The organism is Photorhabdus australis DSM 17609 (genome assembly GCF_000711895.1).
In the GTDB taxonomy this organism is placed as follows: Bacteria; Pseudomonadota; Gammaproteobacteria; order Enterobacterales; family Enterobacteriaceae; genus Photorhabdus; species Photorhabdus australis.
In genome coordinates this window covers 159321-172934 of record NZ_JONO01000004.1, presented here as the reverse complement: position 1 = coordinate 172934, position 13614 = coordinate 159321, and the positions used below count along the sequence as shown (strand labels likewise).

The window sequence follows — 13614 nt, the reverse complement described above, 5'->3', positions numbered from 1 at the left end:
AACAAGTTTAATCTGGCATATTTAAGGTATTGCAATTTTGCATAATAAATATAAATGCCAAATAACACTACCAATAACCCAATTCGCATTCTGTTAAGCCATTCATTTGCGAATTTTTTATGATCGATTATTTAACTGTTTTACAGGGACAGGATTTACGGCGGTTTTCACTAAGATTCAATTGAATAATAAATCCGGATATTAACTAAACCATTTAGCACTTATTTGAAATGCCAAATTAAATATTAAATAACCAATATACCCAATAGATTTCAAGTTGCAGAGCGGCGGCAAGAGAACGCATCCCCAGGAGCATAGATAACTAGGTGACTGGGTGACTGGGGTAAGTGAACGCAGCCAACAAAGAGGCAACTTGAAAGATAACAGGTATAGTCATAATTTTCTCGATTGCACGCCGATAATACGCAGAGTATGGTGTTATATCTCCTAACCCCAACAACATACTGACAACGAACGCGGCTATGATTTTTTCTCAATTTGGTAACAAATTCACACAAGATGCAGGCATAACCCGCCTGATGAATGATCTTAATCAAGGGTTGAGGACTCCCGGGGCAATTATGCTAGGCGGCGGTAACCCCGCACATATCCCGGAAATGGATGACTATTTTCAGCAATTACTCACTGAAATGGCAGCAAACGGTCAACTTGCTGACACGTTATGTAACTATGATGGCCCTCAAGGTAAAGATACATTAATTCAGGCACTGGCAAAAATGCTGCGCGAAAAGCTTGGTTGGGAAATTGGCACACAAAATATTGCCCTGACCAATGGCAGCCAAAGTGCATTTTTCTATCTATTTAACCTGCTTGCCGGGCACTGTGAAGATGGTTCTATTCGTAAAGTGCTGTTCCCACTAGCACCGGAATATATTGGTTATTCCGATTCAGGACTAAATGACAACTTATTTGTTGCCAATAAACCCAATATTGAATTATTACCAGAAGGTCAATTCAAATATCACGTTGATTTTGATCATCTGAAGATTACCAAAGATATCGGCTTGATTTGTGTTTCCCGTCCAACCAACCCAACCGGTAACGTCATCACTGATGAAGAGCTACAACGGTTAGATCGCCTGGCCAAGCAACATCAAATCCCGCTGCTGATTGATAATGCCTATGGCGTCCCCTTCCCAGGTATTATTTTCAGCGAAGCCACACCATTGTGGAATCCCAATATTATTCTGTGCATGAGCTTATCCAAATTAGGTCTACCGGGTTCACGCTGCGGAGTCATTATTGCTAACGAGAAAATCATCAATGCCGTCAGTAACATGAATGGCATCATCAGCCTTGCGCCGGGCGGTGTAGGCCCCGCAATGGCATTGGAAATGATCCGACGCAATGACTTGCTTCGTTTGTCACAGGAAGTTATCCGCCCGTTCTATCAACAACGAGGGCAGGACGTGATCCAAATTATCCGTCGTTATCTGCCAGCAGAACTTTGCCTTATTCATAAACCAGAAGGCGCTATTTTTCTGTGGCTTTGGTTTAAAAATTTGCCGATAACCACAGAAATGCTTTATCACAGATTGAAAAAACGTGGTGTGTTAATGGTTCCAGGTCACTATTTCTTCCCCGGACTGGAGCAAAACTGGCCACATGCTCACGAATGTATGCGTATGAACTACGTTCCTGACCCAATAAGTATCGAAAAAGGCATTGCAATTCTGGCGGAAGAAATTGAACTGGCACATCAACAAGCAGCCTGAAATTAACAATAAAAAGCTCCTGCTGGGAAGTGCAGGAGCTAAATGACAACGAGGACTTTTACATGATTATTATCAGAGTTTGTAGAATGTTTTATGCATTAAGAAGAAGAGAATAAACATTCCTTGTCTATCCACTCTTCTTAAGCAGTACCTATTTAATCAGAAAATTATAAATCCAATGGCTCGAATAGGCCGGTTTTTGTGCGTTTACTGAGGGCTAATGCAGAGCATTAAGTTTGGCGGGTCAATCGGGAAATGTTCAGCCTCATAAGACTCAATCAGCAAGACCATGACTTCCATATAGTCAAATTCGGGAGATCCCACTTCAGGCTGATTATCAAACATTGGTGAGATAGCTTTTAAAGCTGCCTTATAATCCTGTTCCGTTCTGATCGGTTTAATATTCATAGCTAACTCCGCCTCAATTGTGTTGTCGTCTATCGCATCATATTGCTGCTGTGTTTCAACAAATTTCACATACAACCAGCCAATCGGGTAAAAATGGAAACAATTAAGTATATTAGCTCAGACCAAATCACCACATCCTTAAAGATGGTTTAATTAATAGGCTATCAACTCATATAATGGCTTAAATTGGTTTTTTACTCATCCGAAGAACGAAAAAATTGTGTGACATAAAAAATTCACTATTCTCAGGTATTAATGCTATGTTCAATGTTGCATAGCGTGATTATAGTAATTGATATATATACCCAATAGATTTCAAGATGCATCGCGACGGCAAGGGAGCGCCCCCCGGGAGCATAGCGAACTATGTGACCAAGGTGAGTGCAGCCAACAAAAAGGCAACTTGAAAGATAACGGGTATAGAAGCCCCTAGCTAAGTTCTCCTGGTAAATATTAGTCACCCGACAGGTACAGAGTAACTTGGATAAATTGGATAACGTGGACTGTTCTGGCTGTTTGACCATACGAGATCAATAAAACCGATGAAGAGTAATAAATTAATTCTATTTTGCGTCACATTAGGATGGCTGTTAACTAGCGGATGTACCAGCATCATGACACATTCAGGACCTAGCCGTGGTTATTATCCCGGCACCAAGGCAAATATCGAAATGCTGAAAGATGATGATACTGGCTGGATAGTGAGGCCATTGCTAGCGATTGATCTCCCTTTTTCTGCACTGTTAGATACCCTTTTATTACCTTATGACTATATAAAGTCTGATGAGGATCAGTCAGCAAATTCACCAAAAGAACGAATTGAAAAAATAGAAAAAGCACAAAATCAGCCTAATACCAATTAATCCTTCGTTCTGGTTGATTGATTGCCGCCAGTGGATAGCCAACTGGTAGTAAATATATTTATTTTAGCCCGGTTTCCACCAGGAAAATTTGCGTATAGCCATCGACTTCACGCATAAAGGCAACATGACGGCTATCAGGCGAAATCACAACTGCCTCCGCAGCAGGTGCTTTCTCGGTACGCTTTGTCAAACGCTGCATTTGACTATTTTGCACATCACACAGCATCACACTGTTATCACAAATAAAAACAACATACTGACCGCTACGATCCCAACTAAAAGCAGATTGGATACCATAATGATTCTTCGTTATCTGACGCGGTTCTCCACCATTTGGCGATATCGTCCACAGTTGGACAATGTCATTGTCATCTTTCATCAAAAAACCAATCTGTTCACCATCCGGTGAAGCCCGCAACCAGTGGCGTGGATTATTCACTACTCCCGGCCAACGTTTATGATTGGTAAATGTCAGACGACGTTGCATAACATTAGCAGGCGGTGCAGGTAATGTCGTTTCCGTACCTTCCAGCGATTTTTCCCCTGCAATTGCATAATCAGCATTCTGTTCAGGTAAATCAACGATATAGATTTCCGGTACTTTTTCCCCTGTTGTAGAAATAGTATCGCCAATAAATGCCAACGCCCAACGCTGCCAACTTCCCTCCACTTTACGATATCCAGCTTGACCGACCCAACACTCTTCATAGGCACGGTTAATCTCATCACTACCCGGTTCCGGCTGAAAATTGGTACTACTGACCACGACAGAGAAATAACTACCATCATATTCACGGGGATGGTGTTTAGGCGGCTCAACTGATTTGAAGGGCACAGCGACAGCGACATTACGTAAATCCAGTGCTGGATCAAGCTCATGCATAACATGGTCGTTATAAGTAAAACTCAAACGACTACCATCCGGGCTGAATACATGAACGTGACTGCCTCCGCGTAACGCTCCCGGTGTATAAGGGGCAGTAATATCCATGGCATCCAAGGTGACCGCTTTTTCCGGTAAATCCTCACTAACAATCACCCCTCGTCGGTGATGAAAATCATAATGCCATTGCTCATCTGGGAATTCTGGCCCATGAATAAACACATACCGGACAGGTTTTGTTGGGCTGACTGTCACCACGCCAACATGAGCGCCCTCTTTGGCCTGATAGATAATTTCTGTTTTGCCACTATGCACATGAATTTTTTCTATCGTTAAACCGGTAAAAGAAGCACCATGGGGACGAACATCATAAGCTAACCACTGGCTGTCTGGTGTCCAGACATTAATATTAGTAAGCTGATGGCTGCGATTATCAAACGTGATTTGCCGATCCTGAAAGGCCATTGCATTATCCTTACATCAAGTTTTTTCGGATAAATAATATTAATTCGAAACAGATGGAACTAAAAAATTTCAGTCGAGACTTTACCACTTCGACATTATTCTTACCTTATTTACGTTATGCACATCGAATAACCTATGTTACTAAGTGTTCTTTATATCATTGGTATTACTGCCGAAGCGATGACCGGCGCTTTAGCTGCGGGCCGCCGAAAAATGGATATGTTCGGCGTGATTATTATTGCTTCGGTAACCGCCATTGGCGGAGGCTCCGTTCGGGACATCCTGCTTGGACACTATCCTCTTGGCTGGGTTAAGCACCCTGAATATATCGTCACCGTCGCCTGCGCCGCCGTGATCACCACGTGGGTTGCACCCATGATGAAGCATTTACGCCGTCTGTTTCTTATTCTTGATGCCATTGGCTTGATTGTCTTCTCCATTATCGGCGCCCAGATTGCGTTGGATATGAACTATGGCCCAATCATTGCTGCCATTGCTGCGGTTATCACCGGTGTTTTCGGTGGTGTGTTACGCGATATGCTATGTAACACCATTCCGTTGGTTTTCCAGAAAGAGATTTATGCCGGTGTCTCTTTTGCCGCCGCCTGGTTATATATTGGCTTACAACACACACCGTTACCGCAAAACGGCATTGTACTGATTACCCTAATCGCAGGTCTGACAGCAAGATTGGTTGCTATTCGCTACCGCCTTGGATTACCTGTCTTTAATTATGAACATTCTGATCACTGATCCATACCAACGGGGTCCAGCTCAGCCCCGTTTCCCCGATCAAAGCCTTTTATTCCTGTTACCGACAGTTTTTCCGCGATTGCTTTAATCTGCGTGTCATTGACAAAATCAGACAACTTTTTCAATTGCCTGGAAGTCAGCTGTTGCTTTAACTGTGCTTCAGCTAATTTCTGTTCCAGTTGCTGCCAGTGCTCAACATCGTCAGACAACTTATCCATATAAGGCACTCCAATCCCTTTCATCCAATAGGAAAAAGGCTGATTTTTTGCCTTGATGAATTGTGAATAAATAGCCTGTGCTCGTTTATCTCCAATGCCCGGTAAGGCCGCAATTTGTTGAACTGAAAGCGCTAACCAATCGGTTAAATCAGTAACTAACTTCTGTTCGGTCAACATTGCCCAACTACCGCTACTGACACCTGTCATTTGCAAACTTTCACCAAGCCATTTCAGTCGCGCATTAAACTGTTGTTCGCAACCCGCCGTTAACGTCAGGCAACTCAGCACATGATAACGCTGCTTATCTGGCGGCTGAATATTCTGACGCTCTTTGATCCGCCACACCACCTGAGCTAATTTCGGAATACCATGACCTGCCAGCGTGAGAGTCACCCGATCCCCCGGCAACACATCCAACTGTTGCCAGCGACGAACAGAACCAATATTGACTCGGCTGACTTGTCGGTCATCCAGTTTTACCTTATCCAGCCCAAGCACAACTGAGATTTTGCCCGTTCTGCCAATAGTAAAACTCACTTCTCTGACTTGTGTGACCTGATGGCGTAAAGGGTGTTTCCATGCCACAGCCCAACTGTTAGATCCAGACCGCCACTGATTCCCTTTAGGTTCAATTTCCTGTTTCAGCACGATACCGTCTGTGGCAAAAGGCATGGGTTGTGCAAAATAATGCATCCGTAGTTTCTGTACCTGTTCTGGCCTCTCTATTTTATGGCTGTAGCGCTGCGCTAATGGAAAACCCATATCTGCTAATTTCCGCAATTTACTTTCCATATCCACAGGGCCATCCGGCCAGCTCCAGATAAATAAACCGACTTGCTTTAATTCTGGCGAATGCTCCTTACGCATCATTAAACCGGCAACACGATTACGCGCGCCATCACTGCCAGAAGATTGCTGTATATGCCCATCCTTATGCAGAAAAAGCTCCCCTTGCAATACCATATAAGGCGGCGCGTTTTCTATCTCTTGGGGAATATCGGAAATATGTTGGCTTTTTGCTGTCCAGTTTACCCCTTCGGCGCCATTGCCCCGGCTGATTAATGAAACCAGCTTTCCGTTCTGATAAATCAATGTCACCGCCACGCCATCAATCTTTGGCTGTAACCAAACAGGTAATCTGCCGTGCAACCATCGGTTAATTTCCCGTTCGTCTTTCAGTTTACTTAATCCAGTATGAGCAACCGGGTGAGCGAGCTTATTATCGGAAAAAACTTCCACCGGAAAATCTGAATCAGGTACTTGTTTCAAACAAAGTTGCCAATGAATTAACTCTGCCATTAATTGATCATAAACTTCATCATCGATCTCACTGATCCCTTTCTGACGATAAAGTTGATCCCAGCGAGCCATTTGTTGCATCAGGCTTTTTGTTTCACGTTGTAATTTGTCCTGCGACCATATCGGGCAATCTTTCTCTATATTCAATGTCTCAGACGCAACTATCGGTGTACTGAAAACAATGAACAGAATTAATACCAATAAATTAAGCATCCGCTGCTCCTTGGCTATCCATGCATAACGGCAAAATAGAGGATAAAGAGATGCTGTCCAAGGCAAAGATAATAATTTTGCGAAGCGGTTCGAAGGAATACCTTCCTGAAATCCCAAGATAACGAACTTTTTCATATACTGCACAAAACCGATAATTATGGTGAGAACCTGACTCATTTAACTATTTATCGCATTGCAATTAATAATTAAATTCTAAGTCTTTCAAGAAGCAGGATACTTGATTGTTTTTCCGTTACCCATCATACCTTTGCGCATAGGAGTAAACACCATGAATACCGTTACCTCTCCCCGTAACAGCACCAAAAGAAGCACCAACGTGTACCTGACGGCTTCACTGGTCGATAAAGCCCATAGTATGGACATGAATCTCTCAGCAACACTAGATATCCTTCTGGCGCAGGCTATAAAAGCTAAACAGGATGAGAAAGAGAAAGAAGATATGCAGGCTATGAACATATTCATGGCGAAAGCTGGAATGCTCACAGACGATGAATTTTTCGGGAGCCTGTAATGCCACAGCAATTTGATGTGTATCGTAATCCATCGGCCAAAACAAACAGGCTTTGGCCGTTTTACCTTATTATCCAGAATGATTATTTTGATGATTTAACAACAAGGATTATTGTTCCTCTGGTATGTGACTGCTCCCCGCCGTAAACGGCGAGGCTTCCCACTTCTCAGACCGCGACCGTCGATATGACGGATTTACACGGGTCTCCATGAGCTGTTACGACGAGTCCCGCCGCCTTTAATTCCAATATGCCCTTGTGTCGGATATTGATTGCCGCATTAATATCTCGGTCATGCTCAACTCCACACACTGGACACTGCCAGATACGCTTGTGTAATGGCATTTCAGTCATTTTGTTACCGCAGCAGTGACAGATTTTCGAACTGGCGAACCATTGATCCAGTTTGACCAGATGAACTCCTCTTTCTGCTGCTTTGTATTCCAGTTTTGTGATGAATCCATGCCAGCCCGCATCGCCGATAGCACGAGCCAGATTATGGTTCTTCATCATATTGACTGATTTCAACGTCTCTACAATTACCGCTTGGTTTTCGTCAACAATTGCTCGAGAGAGTTTATGTTGAAAGTCAGCACGGGCATTAGCTACCCGTTCGTGTACACCCGCTAGCTGTATTCGGGCTTTACGACGATTGGCACTCCCTTTTTGCTTGCGGGATAAGGCTTTTTGTTTTCGCCGTAAGTTTCGACGGGCATTAATTAAGTGCCGTGGATTACTTACCTTTGTACCGTCTGATTTGATTGCATAATGACTCAGCCCTACATCAAGCCCCGTGATATTGGTTATCAATGCTGACTTGGCTGGCACTTCTGCTCCATCATCACAGAGTAACGACGCATAGTATTTCCCTGTCGCGCTGCGACTCAACGTGATGCTTTTCAACGTCCCCGTAATATCACGGTGCAACCGGGCTGCAATCGGCGAGGCTTTCGGGATTTTGATTGCACCATCAAGCACTTTCACTCCAACGCAATGATAGCTGGATTGTTTTCCATGCTTACGCTTAAATGTTGGGAAACGTGCTTTCAGTTTCGGATTGAAAAAGTTGGAAAAAGCCACATCAAGATTGATTATCGCCTGCTGTAGCGCGATAGAATCATACTCTTTGAGCCATGAATACTGACGGGATTTCTTCGCTACAGCCAATAAAGGCTTCAGATCTTTACGGGGGCTTAAACTGACACCGTGCCGCCGATAAGCCTGTTTTTTGATGTGCAAAGCCTTGTTGTACGCAAAACGAACAGCGCCGAACTGGGCATTGAGAAATTCTGCCTGTTCTGGTGTCGGGTAAATGCGGACTTTGGTGGCTCTTAACATCATCAGCGCTCATCGGGATAGTTTATGTATTTTAACCGCTTTTTTTGGCCATGTCCCCCCCCAAGCTGGCAGTGAACGTGATGGTTAATAACCTGAAAGCCCTGCGGGCTTTTCGCCTTATATCACCGCCCGCATTGGGCGAGGGTTTACGGCGGATTTTGCTAAAAATGACATTGCCTCATCCAGAAACAAAATTATCTCAGCCCTCGATGCCATCATAACGAACACCTGAACCCGCAAAGAGAAGAAAGATAACTAGAACCGTCAGACCCCTTCTGCGGAGAATGTAAAAAATACCCGCTCAATCCGGGCAATTTTTCTCTGTATTCAATGTCTCAGCCGCAACTATCGATGTACTGAAAACAATAAACAGAATCAATATCAATAAATTAAGCATCCGTTGCTCCTTGGCTATCCATGCATAACGGCAAAATAGAGGATAAAGAGATGCAGTCCAAGGTAGAGATAATAACTTTGCGAAGCGGTTCGAAGGAATAACTTTCTGAAATCCCAAGATAGCGAACTTTTTCATATACTGCACAAAACCGATAATTATGGTGAGAACCTGACTCATTTAACTATTTATTGCATTGCAATTAATAATTAAATGCATATGCTACTCTAAATACTTGGCATATAAATAACTCAGGAGAACATTTATGGTCATAGAAACAATTGATCATTCCACACTAAATCGACTGGTTGAAGCTGGCGCTGTTAACTCGGTACACGTGGTAGGTCACAACGATGGATGGGCCCTGATGGTGAAATATGGCACGGTGGAACGTCCTCTGGTTGCCCAGCGTAGCCGTCAAGTACGCCTGTTCAAACGACTGGAAACCCTTGTCACCTATCTTAAAGACGTAGGCATTGCACAGTTCAATGTAGATGCAGCCAATTATCATCTGGACACACCAACGAAAACGGCCCGCCCAGACAGAGCAGAAGCTCTGAAACGGACGCATAAGGCTGCTGCTTATGATGCATGGTTCCGTAAGCAAGTTCAGGCAGCTATCGATGATCCCCACCCCAGCATTCCCCATGAGGAAGTTAAAGCACGGTTTGCAGCCAAAAAAGCGGCCCTACGTAAGGAGATATAATGGAGTTGGAATGGAAGCCAATGGCTTTGGCTGATCGTGAGGCTATTATGGAGTATATCGCGCTGGATAATCCACTAGCTGCAATTGAACTAGATAATGGATTTGAATTGACGGCAGAAACTGCCTGCCAACACCCTAATATGTATAGACCCGGTAGGGTAAAAGGGACACGAGAGGCTGTCGTTCATCCCCATTACGTTATTATCTACCAAGTTCAGGGAAATCTTTTGCAAGTACTCAGGGTGTTACATTCTGCCCGACAATGGCCTTAGTTATTTATGACAATAGAATTTTTCTTACGTTATTTCCAACACATCCATCTAACTACGAGCTGGTGATCGAACGACTATAACGCCTGAATATATCATCATGTAAAAAATACCGGCTCAATCAGGACAATTATTCTCTGTATCTAATATCTCAGCCGCAACTATCGGTGTATTGAAAACAATAAATAGAACCAATATCAATAAATTAAGCATCCGTTGCTCCTTGGCTATCCATGCATAACGGCAAAATAGAGGATAAAGAGATACAGTCCAAGGCAGAAATAACAACTTTGCGAAGCGGTTCGAAAAAATAAGTTCTTGAAATTCTAAGGTGACAGACTTTTTCATATACTGCACAGAGCAGATATTATGATGAAAATCTGACGCATTAACTGGAATCCGAGAGGTTTAAAAGCCAGGCGTGTTTGAACCGTTTCTCACTATCACCCAAAAAATGGATCGATGCTACCGACGCCATTGGCCTGTACGCCAAGTCAGGCCGGGGTAGCGCTACTTATACCCACCGTGATATCGCTTTCGAGTTTGGTCTAGCTAAATGCGGAATTCAAACTGTACCTGATCCAAATCCTAGCGCGCTCTTCCTCTGTTATCACCAATATCAACTTCCAAATAAATCTCAAAATGAAATAACTCCCCAAACAATTGATACTTTCATAAACAGAATGAACGAATATTACAGAAACCACCCTGGTGTTTTTTATTCTTTTTTTACAATTAATACTTAGCAGATTAAGTTACATATTCACGTATTAATTATCTTAGCCATAAAGATGTATATTCCCGCTCAATTCTGTCGTTCAAGCCTCATAATTTTAACCTTCATCACTTATCGATAAAAAATAATCTAAAACCAACTACCAAAAAATCAATTTAGTATTAACCTAAAGTTATTAGCCGATAACCTCTCTCTATTATCTTACTCATCAAAGAATGGCTAGTATTAAATCAGCTTAACCCACAAAGGATAGGTTTTATGGCATAGATTCCCCTGTGGGTAATGTAGGTAAAAAGGTCAATCCGATATCACCATCATTAGGAGAATAATATGAGTCAAAATAACGATCCCTCACCAAACATGGATACTGGCGGTAATCCTATAAAACAATATTGGCAACCAAGCAGGAATAGTCACGCTGATGATAATATTCCTATCGCCTCTACCAAAGGGGCAACCGCCATGTTATTGCCAAATGGCAGAGTAATCGCTTGGGGAAATGATTCCAGCAGCCAAATCCCACCCGATATTGCCCAATTACGGGATATCGTTAGCCTAAGTGCATCAAGAAACTCATTTACCATACTGCGGGCCGATGGTCAGAGAGTTGGCTGGGGTTCAGCTGATGATAATAAATTACATTATGAATACGACTACTAGTTAATCCATTGAGCAGAGGTTTTACGGTACAGACTGCCTGTAGGTAAGGTCAATCCAATACCACCTTAAATTTCGGAGGGTAATATGCATCAAGACGATTTCTCCTCAAACATGAGTTCCAGCAATACTCTTATATGAATGAACCTGTAATAACGGTCTGCACGGGTAACCCGATGCAGAAAATAATCATTTAAAAAAGGAGTGCCCTTAAAAGGCCAATGTAATCTGGCCGGGACAGGGTTATCACAAAGAATGAAAATTTTTAATATGCCAACCGGGGAACAATCCCCGCCAGAGTATCCGATGAATACTGAAAAAACGTTCATCAATAGAGTGAAGCAGAATGTTGGCCGAAATCGCCGGTGGTCGGCATGGGTAATGTGTGTATCTATAGGAGCGCTTTTTTTCACTTCGGTATTGGCTGCTACTGAATCCCCCAGTAAACCAACACCAGATCTAGGGGACGCAGAATACATATTCAAATCTCTCGGGCAGCCAATAATCAATAGGAAAGACAACAAGGTCTCCATCACCTCCACTTACACCGCGAGCGCCATGTTATTAACCAATGGCAGAATAGTCGCCTGGGGAGATGAGAGCGGTGGCGGCTCTATCCCGTCAGAAATTGCCAAATTACAAGATATCGTCAGCCTGAGTTCAACAGGCTATGCATTCGCAGCCCTGCGAGCAGACCGTAGCGTGGTCGCTTGGGGAGATGAGAAGTATGGCGGCTCTATACCGCCAGAAATTGCCAAATTACAGGATATTGTCAGCCTGAGTTCAACAAATTATGCTTTCTCAGCCTTGCGGGCAGACGGTAGTGTAGTCGCTTGGGGACATCAGGAATATGGCGGCAAATTACCAGCAGAAATTGCTGAATTAAAGGACATTATAAGCATAAGTTCAATACATAACATTTCGGATAGTGTCTGTGCAGCCTGGTGGCCAGGCCGTAACCCAAACGCTTGCGGAGATTACAACCGTGGCTGGCCCAAACAAGTTATAACATATAGCTTCACAAATGACACCTTTACCGCCCTTAGGGCAAACGGTAGGGTGGTCGCTTGGGGAAAAGTCCCGGTCCCGCCAGACATTAAAAAGTTAGAGGATATTATTAGTCTAAGTTCAATAAATAATATTTTTATCGCCCGGCGAGCAGACCTCAGCGTAGTCACCTGGCCCGGGTATCCCATACCTCCTGAAATTACAAAATGGCAGGATATTATCCACCTAAGTGTAACAACCTATGCTGTAGCCGCCCTGCGGGCAAACCGTAGCGTAGTCGCCTGGGGGCATCAAAACTATGGCGGCCAAGTCCCACCAGAAATTGCCGCATTACGGGATATTGTCAGCTTAAGTGCAACAAATGGTGCTTTCGCCGCTTTGCGTACAGATCGCAGTGTCGTCGCCTGGGGGGACCCGGACTCTGGTGGTCAGGTTCCACCCGCAATTGCCGCATTAAAGGATATCGTCAGCCTATACTCATCAAGGAACACATTTGTAGCCCTACGGGCAGACCGCAGTGTGGTCTCCTGGGGTCTTATTAGTGTTCCACCCGAGATTGCCAAATTAAAGGATATCGTCAGCCTGAGTACAACCGATCTTGATGATTCCTCGCGAGGTCATTATGCTTTCGCGGCTCTACGGGCAAACCGTAGCGTGGTCGCTTGGGGGTCCAAAGAACTTAATATCCAGATACCACCTGGAATAGCCCAACTACAAGATATCATCAGCCTAAGTGCATCCAGCAGCGCATTCACCATTTTACGGGCGAATGGCCAAAGATTAGCCTGGGACCTTTTGGATAGGGGGAATAATATAGTACATAGCGAATATGATGATTAGCCGATTGGTATTATGAATGACTAAAAAACAGTAAAACCAAGGCTGAACCACAATACCTCGGTTCAGCCTATCGCTTATTCTACTTTAAATATCATCTCACCCACCCACTGTTATTACCCAAATTAGCTTACAAATAAAGATTGAAAAAACAATAATTTTACGAAACAGTTCTCAAAACAAATATCAAAAATCCCAAAATAACTAATTTTTCATAAACCACACAGAACGAGAGTTACGGCAACAACTTAACAACGACTTATTTTCCGCCTTGCAATCAGTTGTTAGTAAATTAAGTTAC

General features: G+C 43.5%; 14 protein-coding genes and 2 pseudogenes. 10 read left to right on the top strand and 6 right to left on the bottom strand.

Annotated features, from left to right (window positions below):
* Positions 1–482: 482 nt before the first annotated feature.
* Entirely contained in the window at positions 483–1736 is a 1254-nt protein-coding gene (locus BO26_RS01705) for a valine--pyruvate transaminase (protein ID WP_036768304.1), read from the top strand.
* 234 nt (positions 1737–1970) lie between these two features.
* On the opposite strand, the pseudogene BO26_RS01700 reads toward BO26_RS01705, so the two are convergent.
* Positions 1971–2144, bottom strand: a pseudogene (locus BO26_RS01700) (helix-turn-helix domain-containing protein); the annotation flags it as partial.
* A 457-nt stretch (positions 2145–2601) separates the two neighbouring features.
* Positions 2602–2760, bottom strand: a complete 159-nt coding sequence (locus tag BO26_RS23645) for a hypothetical protein (RefSeq protein WP_167332150.1) — start codon at positions 2758–2760, stop codon at positions 2602–2604.
* On the opposite strand from BO26_RS23645, the gene BO26_RS01695 reads away from it, so the two are divergent.
* Positions 2687–3007 (top strand): YceK/YidQ family lipoprotein, encoded by a 321-nt coding sequence (locus BO26_RS01695; protein ID WP_036768303.1) that lies wholly within the window; start codon positions 2687–2689, stop codon positions 3005–3007. The genes BO26_RS23645 and BO26_RS01695 overlap by 74 nt on opposite strands.
* A gap of 58 nt (positions 3008–3065) precedes the next feature.
* Here the strand turns inward: BO26_RS01695 and BO26_RS01690 are convergent, their stop codons facing one another.
* Positions 3066–4355, bottom strand: coding sequence for a YidR family protein (locus BO26_RS01690; protein ID WP_036768302.1), 1290 nt, complete (start codon positions 4353–4355; stop codon positions 3066–3068).
* Between the two features lie 135 nt (positions 4356–4490).
* On the opposite strand from BO26_RS01690, the gene BO26_RS01685 reads away from it, so the two are divergent.
* Positions 4491–5108 (top strand): trimeric intracellular cation channel family protein, encoded by a 618-nt coding sequence (locus BO26_RS01685; protein ID WP_036768301.1) that lies wholly within the window; start codon positions 4491–4493, stop codon positions 5106–5108.
* Here the strand turns inward: BO26_RS01685 and ligB are convergent.
* A complete protein-coding gene (gene ligB, locus BO26_RS01680) occupies positions 5102–6973 on the bottom strand; it encodes an NAD-dependent DNA ligase LigB (protein WP_236637234.1) in 1872 nt (623 codons plus the stop codon). The genes BO26_RS01685 and ligB overlap by 7 nt on opposite strands.
* A 154-nt stretch (positions 6974–7127) precedes the next feature.
* Here ligB and BO26_RS01675 point away from each other — a divergent pair, with 154 nt between their 5' ends.
* Together BO26_RS01675 and BO26_RS01670 are read left to right on the top strand one after the other, a co-directional pair.
* Positions 7128–7370, top strand: a complete 243-nt coding sequence (locus tag BO26_RS01675) for a type II toxin-antitoxin system CcdA family antitoxin (RefSeq protein ID WP_036768299.1) — start codon at positions 7128–7130, stop codon at positions 7368–7370.
* Positions 7370–7495, top strand: a pseudogene (locus tag BO26_RS01670) (CcdB family protein); the annotation flags it as partial. The gene BO26_RS01675 and the pseudogene BO26_RS01670, both read left to right, overlap by 1 nt.
* 41 nt (positions 7496–7536) lie before the next feature.
* Here the strand turns inward: BO26_RS01670 and BO26_RS01665 are convergent.
* On the bottom strand, positions 7537–8706 hold the full coding sequence (locus tag BO26_RS01665; RefSeq protein ID WP_036768340.1) for an RNA-guided endonuclease InsQ/TnpB family protein: 1170 nt from the start codon (positions 8704–8706) through the stop codon (positions 7537–7539).
* Positions 8707–8783: 77 nt separating this feature from the next.
* Between BO26_RS01665 and BO26_RS24770 the strand changes: the two genes are divergently transcribed.
* Complete coding sequence (locus BO26_RS24770; RefSeq protein WP_477706996.1) at positions 8784–8927, top strand: hypothetical protein; 144 nt, start codon at positions 8784–8786, stop codon at positions 8925–8927.
* Between the two features lie 80 nt (positions 8928–9007).
* On the opposite strand, the gene BO26_RS01660 is transcribed toward BO26_RS24770, so the two are convergent.
* Complete coding sequence (locus BO26_RS01660; RefSeq protein ID WP_157835518.1) at positions 9008–9238, bottom strand: hypothetical protein; 231 nt, start codon at positions 9236–9238, stop codon at positions 9008–9010.
* Between the two features lie 127 nt (positions 9239–9365).
* On the opposite strand from BO26_RS01660, the gene relB reads away from it, so the two are divergent.
* The 4 genes from relB to BO26_RS23870 all read left to right on the top strand — a co-directional run bounded on the left by relB (position 9366) and on the right by BO26_RS23870 (position 13316).
* Positions 9366–9806 carry a type II toxin-antitoxin system RelB family antitoxin gene (gene relB, locus BO26_RS01655; protein ID WP_036768297.1) on the top strand — a complete coding sequence of 147 codons (441 nt, stop codon included), beginning with the start codon at positions 9366–9368 and terminating at the stop codon, positions 9804–9806.
* A complete protein-coding gene (locus BO26_RS01650) occupies positions 9806–10078 on the top strand; it encodes a type II toxin-antitoxin system RelE/ParE family toxin (RefSeq protein ID WP_036768296.1) in 273 nt (90 codons plus the stop codon). The genes relB and BO26_RS01650 overlap by 1 nt, the downstream gene beginning before the upstream one ends.
* 1063 nt (positions 10079–11141) lie before the next feature.
* On the top strand, positions 11142–11471 hold the full coding sequence (locus BO26_RS01645) for a hypothetical protein (RefSeq protein WP_036768295.1): 330 nt from the start codon (positions 11142–11144) through the stop codon (positions 11469–11471).
* 252 nt (positions 11472–11723) lie between these two features.
* A complete protein-coding gene (locus BO26_RS23870) occupies positions 11724–13316 on the top strand; it encodes an RCC1 domain-containing protein (RefSeq protein ID WP_051690834.1) in 1593 nt (530 codons plus the stop codon).
* Positions 13317–13614 lie beyond the last annotated feature (298 nt).